This window comes from Coriobacteriia bacterium, from assembly GCA_041658765.1.
Taxonomy (GTDB): Bacteria; Actinomycetota; Coriobacteriia; order Anaerosomatales; family JBAZZO01; genus JBAZZO01.
In genome coordinates this window covers 1-20,154 of sequence record JBAZZO010000019.1, presented here as the reverse complement: position 1 = coordinate 20,154, position 20,154 = coordinate 1, and the positions used below count along the sequence as shown (strand labels likewise).

Sequence of the window (20,154 nt, the reverse complement as noted above, 5' to 3'; positions counted from 1 at the left end):
GTATAGGCCGGGGATGTGCTATATGTACATAAAGTAACGGAGGTACATCATGACACGCATCAGCATGGCCGAAGCGCGGCGCGATCTCGCCGACATCCTCAATCGGGCGCAGTACTCCCGTGAGCGATTCATCCTCACGCGGCACGATTCCGAGGTGGCCGCCATCATCTCTGTGGAGGAGCTGCGGCTGCTCGACGCGCTGCTCGAGCGTTATGAGGACGAGGCGGACGTCGCTGATGCCCGCGCGGCGATGCTGGAGGCGCGCGAAGAACGCGTCGCCTGGGACGCCGTCAAGAGCGAGTTCGGGCTCTAGTCACGTGGCGGAGTACCGGATCGAGTTCGCGCCCTCGGCATATCGGCGGTTCGCGAAGCTACCCGACGAAGCGCGGCGCCGTCTCGCTCCCGTGATCGACGCGCTGGCCATCGACCCGTTCCCGCCGGGGGCGAAACGCTTGTCGGGCGAGGACGGCCTGTACCGCGTGCGAAGCGGCGCCTACCGGGTGGTCTACCGGGTCGAGGCGGACGTGCTGGTCGTCGCGGTCACTCCGTCCCTGGGCCCGGCACGACGAGGCCGCTCTCGTACGCCATGACGACGAGCTGGGCGCGGTCGCGTGCGTCGAGCTTCATCATCACCCGGGAGACGTGCGTCTTCGCGGTGGTGGGGCTGATGAAGAGGTGCTTCGCGATGCCGTCGTTCGACAGCCCTTGCGCGACGAGCGTGAGCACCTCCAGTTCGCGTTCGGTGAGCGAGTCGAGCTCGGCCGGGTGCGCTCGGCGCACCTCCGGACGGGAGGCGAACTCGGTGATCAGGCGCCGGGTGATCGTCGGGGCCAGCAGCGCGTCTCCGGCGGCGACCACGCGGATGGCGTCGATGAGCTGACGCGGTTCCGTGTCCTTGAGTAGGAAGCCGCTCGCGCCCGCGCGCAGCGCCTCGTAGACGTACTCGTCCGCGTCGAACGTCGTGAGCACGAGCACCCGCGGATGCGGTTCACAGGACGCTTCGAGGATCCGGCGCGTCGCCACCAGGCCGTCGGTCCCCGGCATGCGGATGTCCATGAGGATCACGTCGGGAGCGAGTTCGGCGGCGAGTGCGACGGCGGCCTCCCCGTCCTCGGCCTCGCCGACGACCTCGAGGTCATCGGCCGCCTCGACGAGCACGCGGAAGCCGGCGCGCACGAGCGCCTGGTCGTCGACGATGAGCACCCGGATGGTCATCGAGCCGCTCTCGCCATCGGCAGCGTCGCCGCGACGCGGAATCCGCGCGTGTCCGGCCGCGGCCCGGCGAAGAAGCTCCCGCCGAGTGCCTCCACGCGTTCCGCCATGCCGCGGATGCCGTGTCCCTCGCCGACGTCCGCTGCGTCCGCGCCTACGCCGTCGTCGAGCACCTCGAGCGTCAGGTCGTCACCCGCGAGCGCGATGCGCACGCTCGCTTCGGATGCCCGGGCGTGGCGCACGACGTTGGTGAGCGCCTCCTGGACGATGCGGTAGACGGACACGGAGACCAGCGCGGGCACGCGCTCGAGGCCGGGGGCGAGGTCCAAGGCGACGCCGACTCCCGCCTCGCGGACACGGTCGGCGATGGCGTCGAGGCGCGAGAGGCCGGGGGCGGGCTCGAGCGGGGCGTCGTGCTCGCCCGTGCGTAGCACGTCGAGCATCGACCGCAACTCGGCGAGCGCCTGCTTGCTCGTGACCCTGATGTGGCCGATCGATTCGCGGGCGCGGTCCGGCTCGTCCGCGAGCAACGCGTCCGCCGCGGCCGCTTGGACCGCCACGATCGACAAGCTGTGGGCGACGATGTCGTGGACGTCTCGCGCGATACGGATGCGCTCCTCGTCCACGCGGCGGAGCGCCTCCTCCTCGCGCGTCCGTTCCGCCTCGAGTGCGCGGCCCTCCACGGAAGCGATGTGCTCGCGGCGGCTTCGCGCGGCGTCTCCGAGGAAGGCGGCCATCGCCAGCAGCGCGAACATGCCGACCGCTTCCGCGACCCAGCGCACGCGGGTGAGGGCGAGTGAGGGGACGGCGAGGACGAGGCCGCCTGCGAGGAGGGCGACGAGCGCCGCGCGGCGCCGGGTCGCGGAGGCTGCGAGCGAGTACAGCGCGATCATCGGTCCGAGCACCGTGAACGCCGGCGGCCACGGGAAGAGCGTGTAGAGGAAGGCGGCGGAACCGCTGAGCAGCAGCGCGAGCCACGGGACGCGGCGCCGGAGCGCTAGCGGGATGAACGAGCCCGCGGCCGCGACGTAGGCGATCCACTGGTCGGAGGAGGGACGGACCCGCATCCGGAAGGGGTGAGGCGGGCCTGTCGGGCGCAGGTGCGCGAACATCCAGACCTGGAGGCACGCGACCAGCGCGAGCCCGATCGCCAGGGCCAGGTCGACCCAGAGCGGGTCGATCTCGGCGAGGCGTCTGCGCATGCGCTCGATGTCCATGCCAGTATCGTAGACGCCCGCGTGCGTGTCCGATACCGACCCCGGGAGTACGTCGGCGTGCGACGGAGGGAGTACGCGGAGCAGTTGTCAGCCCCTGAAATGCTCCAGCACCTGCAGGGCGCGCAGCGTGAGCCACTTGCTCGGCGCGCCCTTCGCCTCCACGTCGGCGTACATCTTACCGTTGAGCGAGTTGCGCATCTTCCAGCGCATCTGCGGGTCGGCGGCGGACTCCACCACGGCCAGCGCCGTCTCGTACTCCGGCCGGCGCTCCTCGCCGACGGCCGCGAGCGCGGCGAGCGCCTCCAGCGCGTCGGAGTTGTACGACAGCGGGAAGCCGAAGCGCAGCCAGCCGGGCTTGTCTTTGTAGTGCAGGACCGGGTGCTCGGCGATGAAGGCGTCGCGCACCGCCTCGCGTTCTGCGGAAGGCGCGCTCCAGACCTTGTCCTGGAAGTCCTTGTACTCGGCGGGCAGCGACCGGAAGATCTCCTTGTCGCGTAGCGCGTCGACGGCCGCGTCGCGAAGCTCGCCGGCGCCGTCGGGCCATAGGTCGCGCGGGACCTCGGCGAGGAAGAGCAGCGTCTTCGGCGCGAGCATGTGGCAGTAGCCGTTGAGCTGGTAGGGAAGGCCGAAGCTGCAATCGAGAGCCCCGACCGAGCGGCGCAGGTCCGAGCAGTAGCCGAGTGCGCGCACGACCCTCTCGTCCCGAGCGAAGCCGAGACGCGCCAGCGCTCGGCCCACGTTCGCGGTCAGGCACGGGATGGCCGACGACGTCTTCCCGTTCGCGCTCCAGGAGCCGTCCGGGAGCTGCCGCGAGAAGGCGTTGTCCGCGGCGAGGCGGACGCGCTCGTCCGTCCCGTCGGCCCACAGCTCGCCGAGCAGGTGCACCTGCCAGAGGCTGCCGTGGTACTTGTCGTAGTCGTGCGCGGGCGTCATCCACGAGCCGTCGGGTCGCATCGCGTCGAGGATGGTGGAGACCGGCGGGGAGTCGTTGCGGCGCGCCCAGAGCGCGGCGGCCTCGGGGGAGTCGGTCTCGCCGAGGAGCGTGCGCCGCGTGAGGACGGTGACGGCGGGATCGCCGGGCTCGAGGAGCCAATCGACGGTCGCTGGCGGGACGCGGTCGAGGACTGCGGCAGGCATGGCACTCACCCCCTAGGCGCAGTGTAGCGCGCCGCACGACGTGAGAGAATCGCAGCGGCCGTCATACGCGCCATGACGAAAGGACGAGCCACGCCGGAGATCGCGGACATAGGGCCGAAGGCGGAATCGCTGCGGCGACTCGCCGACGCGGGGCTTCCGGTGCCGGAGGCGCGCTTCCTCGGCATCGAGGCGTATCGCGAGCACTGCGCGCGCGCCGGCGTCGACGCCGGCGCCGGGCCGCAGGACGCGCGCGAGGCCATCCTGCGCGCGCCGCTCTCGGAGGATGTCGCCGAGCGCGTGAGCGCCTGGTACCGCGATCTCGGCGAGGACCACGTCGCGGTGCGCTCGTCGGCGACTGTCGAGGACCTGCCGGGTATGAGCTTCGCCGGCCAGCACGGCACGTACTTCGTGGGCGACGGCGACGCGCTTCTTCGGCGCGTGCGCGACTGCTGGGCGTCGCTGTACTCGCAGCGCGCGGTGAGCTATCGCGAGCGCAACGGCATCGCTCACGGCGGCGTCGCGATGGGCGTCATCGTCCAGCGGCTCGTCGCCGCGACCGCCGCCGGCGTCGCCTTCACCGCGAGTCCCGTCGACGGGTCGGACGATGTCGTGGTGGAGGCGTGCCTCGGCATCGGAGAGGCGCTCGTCTCGGGGAAGGTGACGCCGGACCGCTTCGTCTTCGCGCGCGACGGACTGGCGGTGCGCGAGGTCGTCGCCGGCGACAAGCGCGTGCGCATCGTCGCGGACATCACGGGCGGGGCACACGAGGAGAGCGTGCCCCCGGCGCAGGCCGCGTCGCTCTCGATATCCGAGGACGTCGCGCGCGACGTCGCGCGGCTCGCGCTGCTCGCGGAGGAGTCGCTCGGCTCTCCCGCCGACGTCGAGTGGGCGTTCGACGGGGACCGCGTGTGGTTGCTGCAGGCCCGGCCGATCACGACGCTGGCGCGCGGTGCGGCGTCCACCCCGCCCGAAGCGCCCACGATCTGGTCGAACGTGAACACGGGCGAGATCCTGCCCGGCGTCGCCACGCCGATGACGTGGACGATCATCCACGGGCACGCGGCGGAACTCTTCGGCGGGGTGATGGGGGCCCTCGGGTTGCGGGTCGACACGTCGAAGCTCATCGGACTCGTGGGAGGGCGCGTCTACTTCAATCTCTCGCTGTTGAGGGAGTCGTTCCGGCATCTTCCGAACCTGGATCCCGATATCGCCCTCGGCGGCATGCACGACTTCGTGGACCTGCCCCCTCTGCCCGACCTTCCCGCCCGTTCGTGGCGGCGCTGGCTCTCCCTCGCCCGAGCCTTCGTCTCGATGCCGGCCTACATCCTCCGGCATAAGCCGAAGAAGGCGCCCCGTTTCGCGGCGGTCATGCGCGAGGTCGCCGAGACGAACATGCGCGCGGCGGACGCTGAGCCAGACGCCGCCGGGGCGTACCGGCTCGTGCGTGACCTCGACGCGCACTTCGGCGACTTCAACGACGCTCTGGCTTTCATGGTGGTCGCCATGTTCGGCTACGGCGCGCTGGGGACCCTCACCGACCGCTGGTTCGCCGACAAGACCGGGGCGATCGCGACGCGGCTCGTGGCCGGGCAGGGCGGTCTGGCGTCCGCCGAGTCCGGTCACGCGATGTGGCGACTGAGCACGCTCGCGCGCAGCCATCCGAGCGTGCGCGGCCCGGTGCTGCTCGGGATCGGCTGGGCGGACGTGCGCGATCGTCTCGAGGAAGCGGCTCTTGCGGGCGATGCGGAGGCGGGCGGGTTCCTCGACTCGTGGGACACCTTCATGGCCGAGTACGGGCATCACCGCCGGGGCGAGCTGGAGTTCGCGAACGCGACCTGGGCAGAGCGGCCGGACTACATCCTCGGGATCGTGCGGTCGTATCTCGTCGACGACGCCTCGGCCGACCCGATAGCCGCGTACGCGTTGCGCGCTGTGGACGCGGATACGGCGGCGGACGAGTGCCGCGCGCGCCTGCGGGGCCCGCTGAGGCGAGCCGCGTTCGACCGCGTGCTGGGCTGGGGACGGGCGAGCGCCCGCATCCGCGAGAACGTCAAGAGCGAGGCCGTGCGCTGGCTCGTGGCGATCCGCTACGCGCTCCTGGCGCTGGGCCGGCGCATGGCCGAAGCAGGCGCGCTGGTCGACCCGGAGGACATCTTCTTCCTCGAGTACGGCGAGCTCGAAGGGCTCGTCCGCGACCCGGCCGCTCGCGACTGGCGCGCGCTCGTCGCCTCCCGTCGCGCCGAGCACGAGCGGCTCGAGAAGCTCTCGCCGCCGCCGGTCGTCGTCGGGACGTGGGACGAAGGCGCGAGCGCGTGGAGCGTGCCGCGCGACGCGAAGACGCTCAAGGGCATCAGCGTGAGCTCCGGCGTCGTGCGCGGCCGGGCGCGCGTCTTCCTCGCCGCCGACACCGAGGAGGCCGTCCTGCCGGGCGAGATCCTGGTCGCGCCTTTCACCGACCCCGGCTGGACACCGTACTTCGTCCCGGCGGCGGGCATCGTGATGGACATGGGAGGCCTGCTCAGCCACGGCAGCATCATCGCCCGCGAGTACGGCATCCCGGCGGTCGTCAACGTCGGGCCCGCTACGCGTATCATCACGACGGGGCAGATGATCGAGGTCGACGGGGACAAGGGCGAGGTCCGCATCCTGGGGTGAGCGGTTCAGTCCGTTCGCAGCCTCTCATCGCGCTTCCCACACATAGAGCACCTCTCCGAGAACGCGTTGTCTTATCGAGGGGTGCAGTTCGCTGGCGAGGGTGAAGTCGACGCGACGGCCGAGGACCCTCTGGAGGAACACCGCGCCACCGATCTCGTTGTCGAAGTCGACGACGTCCAGTTCGCCGAGGATGTCCACGTCCGAGTCGGGGGTCTGCTCGCCGGAGACGAACGAGCCGTACACGCCGAGACGCCGCACTCCGAAACGCGCGCGCAGATCCTGGGAGCACCCGCGGATCCGGGTGACGACCTCCGCGAGGTCGCGTACAGGTGCGACGTCCGTGCGGTACGCGGCCGGTGCTTCCGCGGCGAGGAGAGAGGTCGCGGCGCCGGCCGAGCCGATCCCGAGCGCACGCGCGACCTCCTCCACGCGGGCGAGACTCGCGCACGCGTAGTCGCTCGCCTCCCACCGGGCGATCTGCTGCTGCTTGACGCCTACGATCCCTCCGAGGGCGCGCTGCGATAAGCCTCGCTCCTGGCGAGCACGCACCAGTGCGGTGCCTATTCCTGTGGGGGATTCCATGTGGGGAGAGTACAACGAAAGAGTTGTCACTACAACACGAACGTTGTTTCACTTGGAGCGGAGCCGTGTCGCGCGTATCCTGAAGCCCGCCGCGTGTCCGGGGATGGAGTGACTTGCCGGAGAGACTGAAGCCCGCCGTTCGCCAGCACTGGCTGCTCGCCATCGCGGGCGCAGTCTGGACCGGCGCCGCTCTCATGCTGCTGCGCTACGCGGTCGTCTGGCTCTTGCCGGTCGCAGTGCCGCTCGCCGTGGCGCTCGCCGTCGCCGGCGCCGTCCTCGGCGCGGTCGCCACACGGTACGTCTTCCTTGGAATCGCGCGGCGCAACATCGTCCGCATCGAGGAGGGACCCGACATCGCGTGCGCCTTCTCCTTCCAGGCTTGGCGCAGCTACGTGGTCATGTTCGCGATGATCGCGCTCGGCGTGACGCTGCGCCGCTCGGGCGTGTTGCCGCATCCGGTGCTGGCGGTCGTCTATGAGGCGATCGGCGTCGCGCTGCTGGCGGCGAGCATCCTCTACCACAGGCGCTTCTTCGAGACCGACCGCGGCTAGCGGGAGCCGGACATCCCGGCCGGAGTGACCTGGCCGCCCGCCTCGGCGATAATGGAGACGTCAGCCGAGGCAGGGGGCGCCGCATGATCCCTCGCTACACCAGGCCCGAGATGGGCCGCATCTGGTCGCAGGAGAACAAGTTCGCCATCTGGCTCGAGATCGAGGTCCTCGCGTGCGAGGCGCAGGCCGAGCTCGGCGTCGTCCCTCGCGAGGACGTCTCGCTGATCCGCGAGCGCGCGGCGTTCGAGGTCGAGCGCATCGACGAGATCGAGGCCGTCACCAACCACGACGTCATCGCGTTCCTCACGAACATGTCCGAGCACATCGGCGAGCCGAGCAAATGGGTCCACTACGGCATGACGTCGAGCGACCTCGGCGACACGGCGCTGTGCTATCAGATGACGCAGGCGATCGACATCGTCATCGAGGACGTCCGCCGGCTCGGGCGCATCTGCAAGGCGCGCGCGCTGGAGTTGCGCGACACGCTCTGCGTCGGGCGCACGCACGGCATCCACGCCGAGCCGATGACGTTCGGGATGAAGTTCGCGACGTGGGCGTGGGCGTTCAAGCGCGCCGAGCAGCGCCTTCTCGCGACGCGCGAGTACTCTTGCGCGTGGGGCGCCATATCGGGCGCCGTCGGGAGCTACTCGAACATCGACCCGTTCGTCGAGAGCTACGTCTGTGAGAAGCTCGGGCTGCGGCCCGACCCCGCGTCGACGCAGGTCATCGCGCGCGACCGTCACGCGCACGTGCTCGCGGTGCTCGCGACCGTCGCCGCCACCGCCGAGTCGGTGGCGACCGAGGTCCGCGCGCTCCAGCGCTCCGACACCCTCGAGGCGGAGGAGCCGTTCGCGGTCGGACAGAAGGGCTCGTCCGCGATGCCGCACAAGCGCAACCCGATCACCGCCGAGCGCGTCTGCGGGCTGGCGCGAGTGGTGAAGGCGAACGCGCAGGTCGGCTTCGACGACGTGGCGCTGTGGCACGAGCGCGACATAAGCCACAGCAGCGCCGAGCGCGTCGTGCTTCCCGACTCGTTCATGGCGACCGACTACCTGCTCGACAAGCTCGCGTGGGTGCTCGAAGGGCTGCGCGTCTATCCCGAGCGCATGCTCGCGAACCTCGACGCCACCCGCGGCCTCATCTATTCCTCGCGCGTGCTGCTCGCGCTCGTCGACGCCGGCCTGCTCCGTGAGGAGGCGTACGCGGTGGTGCAGCGCTGCGCGATGCGCGTGTGGGACGACATCCAGCAGGCACGCGGCGGCCCGAGCTTCCGCGAGACGCTCGCGGCCGACCCCGAGGCGATGGCGCTGCTGCCCGACTCCGCGCTCGACGCGATCTTCGACCCCCGGGCGTTCCTCGCGCGGGTGGGCGTGGTGTTCGAGCGGCTGGACGGGCTGGAGTTCTAGCGCGCTTGCGATTCTCTCATTAATCGACTAATCTGCTAGAAGATTAGTCGATACTAGGAGAGCGACCGCATGCTCGGATACACCTCCACCGGCGCGATCGAGTCTGACGTCGCCAGGATCGAGGAGCTGAAGGGTCGGCTCGACCGGCGCGGGCCGGAGCTTCTCGGATGGCGGATCAGGCTCCGCCGGGAGCTGGAGGCCGAGGCCGTCGCGGCCTCGACGTCGATGGAGGGTGTCCCGGTCACCGTCGCCGAGGTCGTGCGCATCCTCGCGGGCGACAGCCTCTCTTCGGTCAGTCCCCAGCACGCCGAGCTCGTGCGGGGCTATCGTGACGCGATGCGCCATGCGTTCGCGCGGGCCGAGGCGCCCGACTTCGCATGGAATCCCGAGCTCCTGCTCGCGCTCCACGGGATGGTGATGGCCGCGGACCGGCGGGCCTGGCCCGGACGATTCCGCGATGCGGCGGTCTATGTCGTGAACGACCGCACCAGCGAAGTCATCTACGAAGCGCCGCTCGCCCAGGAGGTCCCGAAGCTCGTGGGCGAGCTGTGCGACTTCGCGGACTCGAGCGAGCTGCCGGCGCCGGTGGTCTCCGCGCTCGTTCACGTAGGGATCGCCAGGATCCACCCCTTCAAGGACGGGAACGGCAGGGTGGGGCGGATCGTGGCTTCGCTCGCCATGTATCGAGCGGGATACCGCGCCATGGAGTTCACGACGCTCGAGGAGTGGTGGGGCCGCCACCTTGCGGATTACTACGGGGCGCTGCGCGATCTGGGGCCGAGTTTCGACGCGGAGAAGGACGTGACCTCCTTCGTGGCCGCCCACGTCGCGGCACAGCGGCTCCAGATCGAGGCACGCGGTATATCGAGCGAGGTCGAGCGGGCCGTCTGGGTCGCGCTCGAGAACGCCGCCGCCGCCGACCTGTCGATGCCGTCTCGCGCGGCGGACGCGTTGTTCGACGCGTTCTTCGGACGCGGGCTCACCAACCGCTACTACCGCTCCATCGCCGGCGTGAGCACCGCGACCGCTGCGAACGACCTCGTGCGGATGCAGGTCGCGGGTCTGCTCGAGGCCGAGGGCGCCGGCCGCTCGCGCTCGTACGCGGGCACGTTCCGGCTCCTGGCCAGAGTCGCGAGCGAAGCGGGCGTGCCCGTGCTTGCGGATGCGGGCGCCTCTCTCGACACCCAGCGGGCGACGATACTCCGCGGGATCGCCGAGCTGCTTCGCGAGCAGCGCGAACTGCGGTCGAGGGGCTAGGGCGCTCGTGCGGGACGTGCCCGATGTCGATATGCTGTCTGCATGTGCGACAACGCCAGAGAATGCCGAGCGGCGAAGGCCCAGGGCTTCGCCGGGCCGACCGTGGCTCCGACGGGTGCGGGGGACCGCGCGCCGTCCGTAGGCCGCCGGGAGATCCGTCCCGTTCGGGCTGACGAGTTCGATGTCATGCTCGCCATCATCAACGAGGCCGCGCAGGTCTACCGCGGCGCGATCCCGGCGGACCGCTGGAGCGACCCATACATGCCCGCCGGCCACCTGCGCTCGGAGATCGACGCGGGCGTGCGCTTCTTCGGGTACGAGGTCGACGGCGAGCTGCTGGGCGTGATGGGGATCCAGGACGTCGAAGACGTGACCCTCATCCGGCACGCGTACGTGCGCGCGTCCGCGCAGCGCGCGGGCGTGGGCGGGCGCCTGCTGCGCTCGCTGCTCGCCCAGGCGGGCGCACCGGTGCTCATCGGCACCTGGTCCGCCGCGACCTGGGCCGTCGCGTTCTACGAGAAGCACGGCTTCGCGGTGGTCTCGGAGGACGAGAAGGTGCGGCTGCTTCGGCGCTATTGGGACATCCCGGAGCGTCAGGTCGAGACGTCGGTGGTGCTGCGCGAGTCACCGCGTGGGGCGTAGCGGGTATAGTCTCCCGACGAGAACACATCCGACGAGGAGGTCCCCGTGACCGAGAAGAAGTCTCCCGTGACCACCAAGCCGACCGACGCTGCTGGAGCCAGCGCCGGCCAGGCGTGGGCCGACGTGCTCGCCCGCATGAGCGACCTCGCCGAAGCGGTGGCGCGATGGGCGAAGGCGGCCGCGAACGACCCCGACAACAGGCAGAAGCTCGACCAGGTCCGCACGGGCATCAACGACATGGCCCAGAAGGCGGACGCTGCTTTGGGGCACGTCTCGAGCAGCGATATCGGCCAGCACGTCAAGGAAGGCGCCGAGCAGGCCGGCCAGGCGATCGGCGGGGCGGCGCATCGTGTGGCCGAGGTCGCCGCGCCGCACGTGAGGAACGCGTTCGCCGGGCTTTCCGACGCCTTCGGCAAGGCGGCCGCGAAGATGGAAGAGACGAAGCCGGAGACTCCCGAGAAGGAGTGAGCGGGCCGCCCTACTGCGCGTTGTCGGCTAGGCGCAGCTGCGCGATGGTCGCGGCGATGCCCGCCACGAACGTGAACGCCAGCACGACGTAGCTGCCCGGCTCCGACAGATCCATCCTAACCGCCGAAGTCTCTTGAATCAAAGCGGGGATTCGGCCTCTTGTCCAGGATTCTCTCGAGCACTGAGTTGATGGTCCGCGGATCGTTGTCGAAGCCACCGTGAGACTCTGATGTGCTGGGTGCGCTGTTCCCGCCGGCCCTGCCAGAGGACTCGATGATGTCGCCGATCGTCGATTTCCGGAGACCTGGCGCCGACTTCAGGAAGTGACTCATGCCGAGCAGTGGCGTTTGTCGTCTGTCCTCAAACGAGTTGGACACGAGCCACAGGAGTGACTTGCCGTACGGGCCGCAGGTGTCGTCGAGCTCCTGCTTCTCGGTGAGGACGTACATCGTCGGCTTGGGGCACCCGCCGGACCTGATCGTGGGACCGGCATATGTGTCGAACTCGTCGATGCGGATCGCGGGAGCCATGAACTGCACGGTCTTGAGTGGGATACCCAGCGAGCACAGCGCGTCGATCGCATGCGTGAACAGGATGCTTCCGGCGCTGTGAGCAACCACGTGGAGTTCCCACGTCCGTCGTTCCTGGACGGAGAGTCTGCCGAGGGCCTCGGCGGCATATTCCTTCATGAGCTGGATCGCGCCAAGGCCTTGGCGGTGGTCCGAAGCGCGCCAGGCATTCTCCTTCATCTCCGACCATATCGGCCTGCCGATCGGGCTGGCCGTGAGTTCGAGCGCCATGTCCTTGGCATCGGCGAGTCCGTCGAACAGCGCGCCGCCAGCGCGGCGGTCTGCATCTGTGAACAGGTCTCCGATGATGTCGGCGATCGTCTCAAGCGGGCCGGTCTCCCACATCAAGTGCAGGGGGTAGATCCCGTTGTCTAGGCACTTGTCGCGAAGCGCGACGACCCTCCTCGCGGCGTCGGCTTCGCTGTTCAGGCCACCGTGGAGGTAGAGCATCACACGCTTCTTGTCCCACTTCCGCCTCTTGGCCTCCCGAGGGATCGTGTCGTTGAAAAGGCGCAGGAGGTCCTTCTCGCATGTCCAGTAGTCGCCCGTCTGCGAGAGCTCCCCGTTGTTTCCTACGTCGACGACGAAGGGGCGGATCTCGGCGAGCGGGATCTCCGAACTCGCCCGGTAGCGTCCGCTGGTGGTGTCGGCGATCTTCGCCTTGCAGGACCACAGGTCCACACTGAGGGGCACACCGAGCTGCGCGACCCACACGTCCGTTGCGTGCAGCAGGAAGTCCTCGTACGGCAGCAAAGCGAATCCCTTGTCACCCCACTTCGGACCCCACGAGTTCTGGATGATGAACCCTTCGCGTGTGTAGCCGACGAGTGCGACCGCATGCCCGGCATCGGCCCGCGCCGTACGAGGGATCACGGGAAAGCTCCAGTTCTTGTCGCCGTCGCTCGCCTTGACCCGCGTTCGCGAGAGGTTCGGGTCGTCCCAACCGGAATGGACCATGATCGTGCAGTACACGATGCCGACCTCGTCGAGTGCGGCATGCACGTGCCGGACTTCCTTGAAGTTGACCCGGTAGTAGGCGCCCGCGGGTGTCTCGAGTGCGGCCTTCGCGATCGAGGCGTCAAGATGCTCACGCCCGAACAGGTCGTCATTCCACAGCTCGCGCGGGCAGACGCCGTGGCGAACCCAGCCCTTCATGGCTCCACGAGCCGACGAGCCCTCGTACTTCTCACCCGGCCACTGGTCGTAGCAGCGAGCCATCTCGTAGAGCATCCGCGGGCTGGACTCCCGCCCGATGCCGCGTTGACGGAGCAAGTAGTTGATAACTGCCGAAAGCGCGAAGCCGGTACACGCTCCTTCGCGGCCTTGGTCAAGGATTTGCGGTACGTCGCCGCAGTTCACAAGCATGTCGGGAAGTGAGGCGAGAGTAGGTTGGTACAGCCAGTCGCGCTCGTCGATACGGTCCGGGAACGCATCGAGTGTGCCTCGTCTCGATTCGAGTCCCGAGGTCTTTCGGGACGTACCTGAAGTGGTTGTCATGAAAGGGTCCCTCCTCTGCAGTCCAGTCGAGACGGGCGGTTCCTCACACCTCGATCGTGAGCCAGCCTTGTCGGTCGGGGGCAGGGTAGGTGGCCGAGTAGCCGAACTCGGCCTTCCACCCTGGATCGTCCCAGCACGCTGTTTCGGTCGAGCGATAGTTGAAGAGGAGCTGGGCGTCCCGGCGTCGAGTGATGATGCGGGCGATGCATGCGGGATCGGGGTGATGGTGGCCGCCGCCGTTGGTCGACACCGCGAAACGGTCACAGCCCATGAACTCGAGCAGGTCGACCGACGTGTTACCGTCGCTGCCGTGGTGCGGAAGCTTCACGAGATCGATGGGTACTCCCGCGGAGCCTCCAGACGCTTGCGACGCCTCAAGCGAGGTCAAGAGCGTATCCGCGAACGCATCTCCGCCGAGAAGCACTCGCTTGCCACCGTACTCGGCGAGCAAAGCGATGCTGCTCTGATTGGTCGCGGAACCATCGCCGTCGAAGACGCTCGGATCTGCGAGCTTCCGGATGTCGTCCGGGCCAGCCGGAGGAACGAACGGTCTCGCGGCCGTCACAGGTCGTGACAGCGTGCCTCTTTCGAGTCCTGCAGCGGTGCTGATCGCCTTCCAGTCGTGTTCGAGTCGCTTGAGCGCGGGCTTATCCGGAGACAGGACCGTCAACTTGAGCCCGCCTTCGAGGGTGACCGGCGGTTGCCACGCTGCAACAGCACCGCGCCCGAACTGCGTGTTCCACGGAAGCCCGCGAAGCCCTCCCAGAAGGCGATTTCCTTCGGGTATGCCGCGCGCCAGCCCCGGAGGACCGGGTGGCGGAGGCGGAGTCTTCTTGAGTTGGTCAGGCCCATTGAACCATACCTCGGTGGTATCGGGGACCGACGGCAGGAATGCCAAGACGCCCTCGATGTGGTCGTTGTCGATATGCGTGACGACGATCAGATCGAAGTCCTGCTCACCGGGCGGCAAGCCGGCAACGTAGTCGGAGATGGCCGTTCGGGTCTCTTTGCGGCCACCATCGATGAGTACGCGGTGCGGGTGGTCCTTGCGACCGTACTCAAGGACGATGCAGTCGCCCTCCAACGCAGGCAGCAAGAGCATCTTGAACATGTCAACCTCCCCGGCCACAGAGTAAGCCCGGGCCGAACGTCGCTCAAGTCGCCTTCCTCGGCCGCGATGCCGGAGCCCAGGGACCGCCCGCTACTGCGCGTTGTCGGCGTAGCGCAGCTGCGCGATGGTCGCGGCGATGCCCGCCACGAACGTGAGCGCCAGCACGACGTAGCTGCCCGCAGGCAGCGTCTGCGGCTTCCCGACCATGCCGATCATCGACGGCACTATCGACCAGGGGAACCAGTCGGCCCATCCCGTCTTCCCGAACAGGTTGCCCAAGCCCATCATCGCGATCGCGAACCCCAGCGGGGGCATGTAGCCCCGCCCCGCCGCGGTGATCCAAGCGATGACCGGTACGAGCAGGTAGGAGATCCCCGCCGCGAGCAGCGCGTCCCGGACAGCGCCGATCGCCAGCCCCGCCGAGAAGCCCGGCAGCCCCAATGCCAGACCGATGACTAGCGCCTCGGCGAGTACCGCCACGGTGAGCGCCGCCCACCATACCGCTGCGACCACGAGCTTCGCCAGCACGAACCAGTGTCGCCCGACGGGCAGCGCGAGCATGTTCTTCGCGGTGCCCTCGGTGTATTCGCGGCCGAAGACGTAGGCGACGATGAACGACAGCAGAAGCATCCCGCCGACGCCGACCACCAGCGTGAGCATCGAGGCATACGCGGGCCAGGTGGCTTCGAGGCCCGAGAGGTTCGCCTTCGCGCCGAGCAGACCAAGCTGAGCAGCCCGGCCTGGTTCGCGCACGATCCACATGAACAGGGCGATGCCGAGCGGCGCCATCGAGAGCCCGCCGAGCGTGCCCCACGTGACCTTGCAGCGGCGCAGCTTCAGGAACTCGGTGGCGAGGACGGCGGAGAACATCAGGCGGCCGCCCTCTCGAGCGCGGCCCGGCGCGCGATCGGGATCGAGAGCCCGAACAGCGTCGCGAGCACGGCCTGGATGGCGAGCGTCGGGGCGAGCTGAGCCCACGGCATCGCGCCGGCAAGCCCGAGAGCGACGTTGCCGGCGGCGAGCGCCAGGATCACGACCAGCGTTATCGAGAGCACGGCCCGGCGCTCGCGGGTGCGCAGGTGCGCCCAGATGAGGACCGCGCTGAAGCCGAGCATCAGCATCGCCGCGATGACGGCAGGCTGCCCGGCCGCGCCCGGCTCGCGCAGCCCGGCGAAGCCGAGCACGCGCGTCGACGTCGGCAGCAGCAGCTGCACCGCGGCCAGCGCGTCGACGATCGCGCCGATCCAGTACGTCGCGCGCACGAAGTCCAGGTTCACGACGCTCCTCCCGTCAGTCGCAGGAAGTAGGTCTCGAGGTCTTCCTGCGAGGGCGTCAGGCGCGTGAGCTCGAGCCCCGCGCCCACGAGCACGGCAGCGATCCCGGCCGAGCGCTCCTCGGCGTCGAAGACCCGCAGGGCGTCGCCGTCGCGCTCTACGTGCGCGAAACCCGCCTCGCGCAGGAGCGCCTCGGCGCGTTCGGGGTCGCTAACGCCGACGTCCACGTAGGCCCGCGCTTTCGCGTGCAGCTCCTCGCGGTCGAGCTCCTCGAGCAGCCGGCCCTCGTGGATGATGCCGATGCGGTCGGCGAGGTGCGCGACCTCGGCGAGGATGTGGCTCGACATGAAGACGGTGACGCCGCGCTCGTCGGCGAGCGCGCGCAACAGCTCGCGGACCTCGACGATACCGGCGGGGTCGAGCGCGTTGGCGGGCTCGTCGAGCACGAGCACCTCGGGCGCGTGCAGTAGAGCGCGAGCGAGCGAGAGGCGCTGCTTGTTGCCGAGCGAGAGCTGCCCGGCGCGGCGGTCCGCGCAGGAGCCGAGCGCGAGGCGCTCGATCGACTCTGCGACGGCGGCGCGCGGCGCGCCCGTGAGGCGGCGCTGGATCTCGAGGTTCTCGCGCACGGTGAGGTTGGGGTAGGCGGTCGCGGTCTCGACGAGGTAGCCCACACTCGCGAGCCAACGCTGATCGCCTTCGCGCACGCGCCGCCCGAGCACGCTCACCTCGCCGCCGCTCGGCCGGATCAGTCCGAGCAGCATGCGGATGGTCGTGGTCTTCCCGGCACCGTTCCTGCCGAGGAAGCCGTAGACCTCGCCGCGCCGGACGTCGAGCTCGAGGCCGTCGACGGCGAGCACGTCGCGGTAGCGCTTCGTGAGCGCGCGGGTGGCGATGACGGTGTCTGGGGTCATGTCAGCCTGTCACCACGCCTGTGGCCCACTTGACCAGCCGCGTCGCATGCTCGACGAGCTGTCGAGCCTCGACCTCCGTGAGCAACCGCTCGTCATAGGCGACCTGATTCTTCATCTTGAGCAGGCCGGCCAGTTGTCGTTGCTGGATGGCGGTGAACTCCGGGACCCGGGACTCCAGCAAGCTGATAGCAACCCCGTGGTCCTGAGAGACGCTTCGGAGGCCGGCGGTCGCGATCAACGCGGCATCTGCTGCCGCGATGCCAGCATGTATCGCTTCAAGTCCCGCGGCGTTCCATCTGTGGTCACCCAGAGCCGTCTGTGCCGACTCCGAGAACTCGACGCCCTTCGTCAGCGACTGCGCCGCGTGGCTCCTTCGCACTTCCCGCGTCTCGTCTCTACTCATCGTCCGCCCATTCCCACGGGCCGCGCCCCGAGACGACGACCGCGTCACGTCTCAGTGATTCGAGGAACGCCGGCGCAGTGCGCCACAGGGCATCGGCTTCTCGTGCTTCGTAAGTGATCGCCGAGAGGTTCGCGCCATACCTGGCGCGGAATTCCTGCGCGTACGAGAGGAGTCTGCGATCGAGATCCTTCTTGCTGCCGACGTCGGCGGTCACGAGTACGACGTCCACGTCGCTCCCGGTCTCCTGTTCCCCCCGAGCGTAGCTGCCGAACAGCACGATCGACGGCGAGGAGTCCTCGAATGCCGCTCGAAGGTCCGATTCGAGGTGATCCGGCATCTGCTGTTCGGCTGCGAACAGCGGCTCTATCAGCCGCTCGACGTAGATGTTCCGACGTTCCAGCTGGTGGACGTTCGCCCTGCCGGCCGGACTGCTGCGAACGATCCCCCCGGCTGCAAGATCCTCGAGCACCGATGCCACGGCGGGGCGCGTCAGGCGGGCGTGAGCCGCGATCTGCGAGGTGTTGAGGGGTATGGTCACGCCGACCAGGACGCGCAAGACAGCCACACGGCTTCGCGAGCCCAGGATGGATTCGATGCTGTGGGTCGGTTTCATGTATCGAAAGTAGACCTGTCAATATTGAAAGTCAATCAGCCAATATCGGGCGATGTGCTTGCTATCCTGCTGTGCGGCGATTCACCGAGGATCCTTCATCTCCCTAGCGACAGCGATGATCCGATCGCGGTAGTACGCTCGACGGCCGACGTCCGTCTTCTCTTTGGCCGAATGGGCTCCTGTCTTCCGGAATCGAGCGACTCGGTACGTCTGGTCACTCTCGTGGCGCATGTAGACTCGCCCGCCGTCGACCTTCAGCTTTCCCGAAACCAGGTGCTCCCGTATCTCGTCATCTCTGGAGACATAGGGGTGTCTCGGACGGGTCGTCCGGTAGGCAGCGCGTGACTCGGCTGCGACCACCGAGCGGCCAGCCTCGTGCGGGACGAGCGCGATCATCAGGCTGCAATCAAGGGCTACCGACACATCGATCAGTGTCCGTACGGTGAAATTGTTGGCGCCGCGCAGGAGGTTCGTGATCCGCGCAGGAGAGACGCCGAGAAGATTCGCCAGTTCCGTCCGGTTCAGGCCCAGCTCTAGCATCCGGTCCACGATGGCTTCAGTGACGCTGTCGATCACCTGCTCGGCCCGATAGTCGGCGGTGTCTCGCAGGCCAGCCATTCGCCGCCCGAGTCCCTCGTGGCCGTGCTCTTCGCCGCTCATGATCCGGCTCCTTCGTATTCGTCGTGCACCCTCTGCACCTCTGCGATCGCGCGCTGGAGCGCCGCTATCTTCGGCTTGCGCAGCGCGAGTACGATCACCCACCCGATGTTCGCGCCGAACGCGAGATAGCGCACAGCGACGGCTCGATGGATCTTGAACTCATGTACGTCTCCTCGCAGATGACGGAACTTCTCAACGTTGTGCGGAGGGCCTGCCAGCTCGGTTCGGTCGAAGAGCTGCACAGTCGCCGTCAAGGTCCGGTCATCCAGTTCCGCGAGAAACGTCTCGATCGCACAGTCGCCCCGATCTCGTCGCAGAAACCAGATCTTGTTGGGCGACTGCCGGTCGCTGTACGGCGCCAAGTCCATATGTCCCGAACCATCCCCTAGGTATTCGCAGAGTAAACCTAAAAGTGAATGGCGGTCAATGGCGGCATTGCTGCAGAGGCCTTCGCACCAGCCTTTGTCAAACCCACCTGGTATCCTCGTAGGAGGTTCTCTAGGTCGGGGGGGAGCGCGTGCGCGAACCGGTCGAGGCGTACTTCAGCGAGTTGCGGGATATCCGCGCGATGGGCGGCGCCGTCGCCGAGGTCTCGTACTACCCGGCGATCAGCAACCTGCTGAACGAGATCGGCAAGAAGCTCAAGCCCAAGGTCCGCGCGTTCATGCAGCTGCGCAACACCGGCGCCGGCAATCCGGACGGCGGGCTGTTCACCGCGACGCAGTGGAAGCTCGTCGAGGGTAGCGCCGATCCGCTGGCCGGTCAGCTTCCCGCGCGTGGCGCGATCGAGGTCAAAGGCACCGGCGACGACGTGTTCGCCATCGCCGCCTCCGAGCAGGTCGTCCGCTACGTCGAGCGATACGGTCTCGTGCTCGTCACCAACCTGCGCGACTTCGTTCTGGTGGGCAGGGCCCCCGGCGGAGGCACGCGCACACTCGAGTCCTGCCAGCTTGCAGAAACAGAGGCAGGATTCTGGGCGAGGGTCGAGGAACCGCGCAAGTTCGCGACGGCCGCGGGCGAGGGCCTCACCGAGTTCCTCACCCGCGTGATGCTGCACAACGCGCCGCTGTCCGACCCAAAGGATGTCGCGTGGTTCCTCGCGAGTTACGCACGCACCGCGCGTCTGCGCCTGGAGCAGAAACACGACCTGCCCGCGCTCGACGCGCTCCGCGCCCAGCTGGAAGACGCGCTAGGCTTGAAGTTCGAGGGCGAGAAGGGCGACCACTTCTTCCGCTCGACGCTCGTGCAGACGCTGTTCTACGGCATGTTCGCGAGCTGGGTGCTCTGGGCGCGCGACCGCGACCACACTATCGAGATCCCGTGGGACCAGCGATTCCAGTGGGAGACAGCCACCGCCACCTTGCACGTGCCGATGGTCTACGAGCTCTTCCGCCAGTTCGCCGACGTGCGCCAGCTCGGTGCGCTAGGCATCGCAGAGGTGCTCGAATGGGCCGAGGTGGTCCTGTGGCGCGTCGACCGCGCCGAGTTCTTCCGGCGATTCCGCGAAGACCACGCGGTGCAGTACTTCTACGAGCCGTTCCTCGAGGCGTTCGACCCGCAGCTGCGCAAGGAGCTCGGCGTCTGGTACACGCCCGACGAGGTCGTCAAGTACATGGTTGCTCGCGTGGACTGGGCGCTGCGTGAGGAGCTGGGCATCGCCGACGGTCTGGCCGACCCCAACGTGGTCGTGCTCGATCCGTGCTGCGGCACCGGCGCTTATCTGGTGGAAGTGCTGCGCAAGATCGACGAGACGCTGCAGGCGAAGGGTGCGGATGCTCTCACCCGCCAGGACGTGAAGCGCGCCGCGATGGAGCGCGTCATCGGCTTCGAGATCATGCCGGCGCCGTTCGTGGTGGCGCACCTACCTGGGTTCCGCAGCTAACTCCCGCGAATAGTCCGCGTTTGATGGGTCTAAGCTGCGAAGACGAGCGATCATGCGCAGAAACGGCGTGTATCTAGGCGTCCGTATTCCCGCTGGTCAGAAGCTTG

At 68.4% G+C, this 20,154-nt stretch carries 22 protein-coding genes; 9 read left to right on the top strand and 13 right to left on the bottom strand.

Features of this window, described 5'->3' with window-relative positions; translation table 11 throughout:
• The first annotated feature begins 49 nt into the window (after window positions 1–49).
• Both WC971_10105 and WC971_10100 read left to right on the top strand, forming a co-directional pair.
• On the top strand, window positions 50–313 hold the full coding sequence (locus tag WC971_10105) for a type II toxin-antitoxin system Phd/YefM family antitoxin (protein MFA5845166.1): 264 nt from the start codon (window positions 50–52) through the stop codon (window positions 311–313).
• Window positions 213–590 carry a type II toxin-antitoxin system RelE/ParE family toxin gene (locus WC971_10100; protein ID MFA5845165.1) on the top strand — a complete coding sequence of 126 codons (378 nt, stop codon included), beginning with the start codon at window positions 213–215 and terminating at the stop codon, window positions 588–590. Before WC971_10105 ends, WC971_10100 begins: the two co-directional genes overlap by 101 nt.
• Here WC971_10100 and WC971_10095 read toward each other — a convergent pair.
• The 3 genes from WC971_10095 to WC971_10085 form a co-directional block, all read right to left on the bottom strand.
• Entirely contained in the window at window positions 541–1,215 is a 675-nt protein-coding gene (locus WC971_10095; protein ID MFA5845164.1) for a response regulator transcription factor, read from the bottom strand. The genes WC971_10100 and WC971_10095 overlap by 50 nt on opposite strands.
• Entirely contained in the window at window positions 1,212–2,429 is a 1,218-nt protein-coding gene (locus WC971_10090; GenBank protein ID MFA5845163.1) for a sensor histidine kinase, read from the bottom strand. Before WC971_10090 ends, WC971_10095 begins: the two co-directional genes overlap by 4 nt.
• Before the next feature lie 87 nt (window positions 2,430–2,516).
• Entirely contained in the window at window positions 2,517–3,566 is a 1,050-nt protein-coding gene (locus tag WC971_10085; GenBank protein ID MFA5845162.1) for a hypothetical protein, read from the bottom strand.
• A gap of 72 nt (window positions 3,567–3,638) precedes the next feature.
• On the opposite strand from WC971_10085, the gene WC971_10080 reads away from it, so the two are divergent.
• Complete coding sequence (locus tag WC971_10080) at window positions 3,639–6,221, top strand: PEP/pyruvate-binding domain-containing protein (GenBank protein ID MFA5845161.1); 2,583 nt, start codon at window positions 3,639–3,641, stop codon at window positions 6,219–6,221.
• A 24-nt stretch (window positions 6,222–6,245) separates the two neighbouring features.
• Here WC971_10080 and WC971_10075 read toward each other — a convergent pair whose 3' ends face one another.
• Window positions 6,246–6,803, bottom strand: coding sequence for a helix-turn-helix domain-containing protein (locus tag WC971_10075; GenBank protein MFA5845160.1), 558 nt, complete (start codon window positions 6,801–6,803; stop codon window positions 6,246–6,248).
• A 113-nt stretch (window positions 6,804–6,916) separates the two neighbouring features.
• On the opposite strand from WC971_10075, the gene WC971_10070 reads away from it, so the two are divergent.
• The 5 genes from WC971_10070 (at window position 6,917) to WC971_10050 (ending at window position 11,127) form a co-directional block, all read left to right on the top strand.
• Window positions 6,917–7,354, top strand: coding sequence for a hypothetical protein (locus tag WC971_10070; GenBank protein ID MFA5845159.1), 438 nt, complete (start codon window positions 6,917–6,919; stop codon window positions 7,352–7,354).
• 83 nt (window positions 7,355–7,437) lie between these two features.
• Window positions 7,438–8,760, top strand: a complete 1,323-nt coding sequence (gene purB, locus WC971_10065; GenBank protein MFA5845158.1) for an adenylosuccinate lyase — start codon at window positions 7,438–7,440, stop codon at window positions 8,758–8,760.
• A 69-nt stretch (window positions 8,761–8,829) separates the two neighbouring features.
• Complete coding sequence (locus WC971_10060; protein MFA5845157.1) at window positions 8,830–10,017, top strand: Fic family protein; 1,188 nt, start codon at window positions 8,830–8,832, stop codon at window positions 10,015–10,017.
• A 42-nt stretch (window positions 10,018–10,059) separates the two neighbouring features.
• Complete coding sequence (locus WC971_10055) at window positions 10,060–10,659, top strand: GNAT family N-acetyltransferase (GenBank protein MFA5845156.1); 600 nt, start codon at window positions 10,060–10,062, stop codon at window positions 10,657–10,659.
• A 45-nt stretch (window positions 10,660–10,704) separates the two neighbouring features.
• Window positions 10,705–11,127, top strand: coding sequence for a hypothetical protein (locus WC971_10050; GenBank protein ID MFA5845155.1), 423 nt, complete (start codon window positions 10,705–10,707; stop codon window positions 11,125–11,127).
• A gap of 116 nt (window positions 11,128–11,243) precedes the next feature.
• On the opposite strand, the gene WC971_10045 is transcribed toward WC971_10050, so the two are convergent.
• From WC971_10045 to WC971_10005, 9 genes are all read right to left on the bottom strand, one after another.
• Window positions 11,244–12,914, bottom strand: a complete 1,671-nt coding sequence (locus WC971_10045) for a C1 family peptidase (protein ID MFA5845154.1) — start codon at window positions 12,912–12,914, stop codon at window positions 11,244–11,246.
• A 322-nt stretch (window positions 12,915–13,236) separates the two neighbouring features.
• Window positions 13,237–14,304, bottom strand: coding sequence for a hypothetical protein (locus WC971_10040; protein MFA5845153.1), 1,068 nt, complete (start codon window positions 14,302–14,304; stop codon window positions 13,237–13,239).
• Between the two features lie 90 nt (window positions 14,305–14,394).
• On the bottom strand, window positions 14,395–15,174 hold the full coding sequence (locus WC971_10035) for an ABC transporter permease (protein MFA5845152.1): 780 nt from the start codon (window positions 15,172–15,174) through the stop codon (window positions 14,395–14,397).
• The gene (locus tag WC971_10030) at window positions 15,174–15,581 is read right to left on the bottom strand and encodes a hypothetical protein (GenBank protein MFA5845151.1); all 408 of its coding nucleotides are present in this window, start codon (window positions 15,579–15,581) and stop codon (window positions 15,174–15,176) included. The genes WC971_10035 and WC971_10030 overlap by 1 nt, the downstream gene beginning before the upstream one ends.
• Window positions 15,578–16,489, bottom strand: coding sequence for an ABC transporter ATP-binding protein (locus WC971_10025; protein ID MFA5845150.1), 912 nt, complete (start codon window positions 16,487–16,489; stop codon window positions 15,578–15,580). Before WC971_10025 ends, WC971_10030 begins: the two co-directional genes overlap by 4 nt.
• Window position 16,490: 1 nt before the next feature.
• The gene (locus WC971_10020) at window positions 16,491–16,892 is read right to left on the bottom strand and encodes a hypothetical protein (protein ID MFA5845149.1); all 402 of its coding nucleotides are present in this window, start codon (window positions 16,890–16,892) and stop codon (window positions 16,491–16,493) included.
• On the bottom strand, window positions 16,885–17,505 hold the full coding sequence (locus WC971_10015) for a nucleotidyltransferase domain-containing protein (GenBank protein ID MFA5845148.1): 621 nt from the start codon (window positions 17,503–17,505) through the stop codon (window positions 16,885–16,887). Before WC971_10015 ends, WC971_10020 begins: the two co-directional genes overlap by 8 nt.
• 81 nt (window positions 17,506–17,586) lie before the next feature.
• On the bottom strand, window positions 17,587–18,165 hold the full coding sequence (locus tag WC971_10010; protein MFA5845147.1) for a helix-turn-helix transcriptional regulator: 579 nt from the start codon (window positions 18,163–18,165) through the stop codon (window positions 17,587–17,589).
• Complete coding sequence (locus WC971_10005; protein ID MFA5845146.1) at window positions 18,162–18,533, bottom strand: hypothetical protein; 372 nt, start codon at window positions 18,531–18,533, stop codon at window positions 18,162–18,164. Before WC971_10005 ends, WC971_10010 begins: the two co-directional genes overlap by 4 nt.
• A 149-nt stretch (window positions 18,534–18,682) precedes the next feature.
• Between WC971_10005 and WC971_10000 the strand changes: the two genes are divergently transcribed.
• Window positions 18,683–20,047: an N-6 DNA methylase gene (locus WC971_10000; protein ID MFA5845145.1), complete on the top strand. Its 1,365-nt coding sequence runs from the start codon at window positions 18,683–18,685 to the stop codon at window positions 20,045–20,047.
• The last annotated feature ends 107 nt before the right edge of the window (window positions 20,048–20,154 follow it).

Bases quoted from the DNA above. Each gene is read 5' to 3' on its own strand.
- WC971_10105 (MFA5845166.1), top strand. From the start codon at position 50: ATGACACGCATCAGCATGGCCGAAGCGCGGCGCGATCTCGCCGACATC.
- WC971_10100 (MFA5845165.1), top strand. From the start codon at position 213: ATGAGGACGAGGCGGACGTCGCTGATGCCCGCGCGGCGATGCTGGAGG.
- WC971_10095 (MFA5845164.1), bottom strand. From the start codon at position 1,215: ATGACCATCCGGGTGCTCATCGTCGACGACCAGGCGCTCGTGCGCGCC.
- WC971_10090 (MFA5845163.1), bottom strand. From the start codon at position 2,429: ATGGACATCGAGCGCATGCGCAGACGCCTCGCCGAGATCGACCCGCTC.
- WC971_10085 (MFA5845162.1), bottom strand. From the start codon at position 3,566: ATGCCTGCCGCAGTCCTCGACCGCGTCCCGCCAGCGACCGTCGATTGG.
- WC971_10080 (MFA5845161.1), top strand. From the start codon at position 3,639: ATGACGAAAGGACGAGCCACGCCGGAGATCGCGGACATAGGGCCGAAG.
- WC971_10075 (MFA5845160.1), bottom strand. From the start codon at position 6,803: ATGGAATCCCCCACAGGAATAGGCACCGCACTGGTGCGTGCTCGCCAG.
- purB (MFA5845158.1), top strand. From the start codon at position 7,438: ATGATCCCTCGCTACACCAGGCCCGAGATGGGCCGCATCTGGTCGCAG.
- WC971_10060 (MFA5845157.1), top strand. From the start codon at position 8,830: ATGCTCGGATACACCTCCACCGGCGCGATCGAGTCTGACGTCGCCAGG.
- WC971_10055 (MFA5845156.1), top strand. From the start codon at position 10,060: ATGTGCGACAACGCCAGAGAATGCCGAGCGGCGAAGGCCCAGGGCTTC.
- WC971_10045 (MFA5845154.1), bottom strand. From the start codon at position 12,914: ATGGCTCGCTGCTACGACCAGTGGCCGGGTGAGAAGTACGAGGGCTCG.
- WC971_10040 (MFA5845153.1), bottom strand. From the start codon at position 14,304: ATGTTCAAGATGCTCTTGCTGCCTGCGTTGGAGGGCGACTGCATCGTC.
- WC971_10035 (MFA5845152.1), bottom strand. From the start codon at position 15,174: ATGTTCTCCGCCGTCCTCGCCACCGAGTTCCTGAAGCTGCGCCGCTGC.
- WC971_10025 (MFA5845150.1), bottom strand. From the start codon at position 16,489: ATGACCCCAGACACCGTCATCGCCACCCGCGCGCTCACGAAGCGCTAC.
- WC971_10020 (MFA5845149.1), bottom strand. From the start codon at position 16,892: ATGAGTAGAGACGAGACGCGGGAAGTGCGAAGGAGCCACGCGGCGCAG.
- WC971_10015 (MFA5845148.1), bottom strand. From the start codon at position 17,505: ATGAAACCGACCCACAGCATCGAATCCATCCTGGGCTCGCGAAGCCGT.
- WC971_10010 (MFA5845147.1), bottom strand. From the start codon at position 18,165: ATGAGCGGCGAAGAGCACGGCCACGAGGGACTCGGGCGGCGAATGGCT.
- WC971_10005 (MFA5845146.1), bottom strand. From the start codon at position 18,533: ATGGACTTGGCGCCGTACAGCGACCGGCAGTCGCCCAACAAGATCTGG.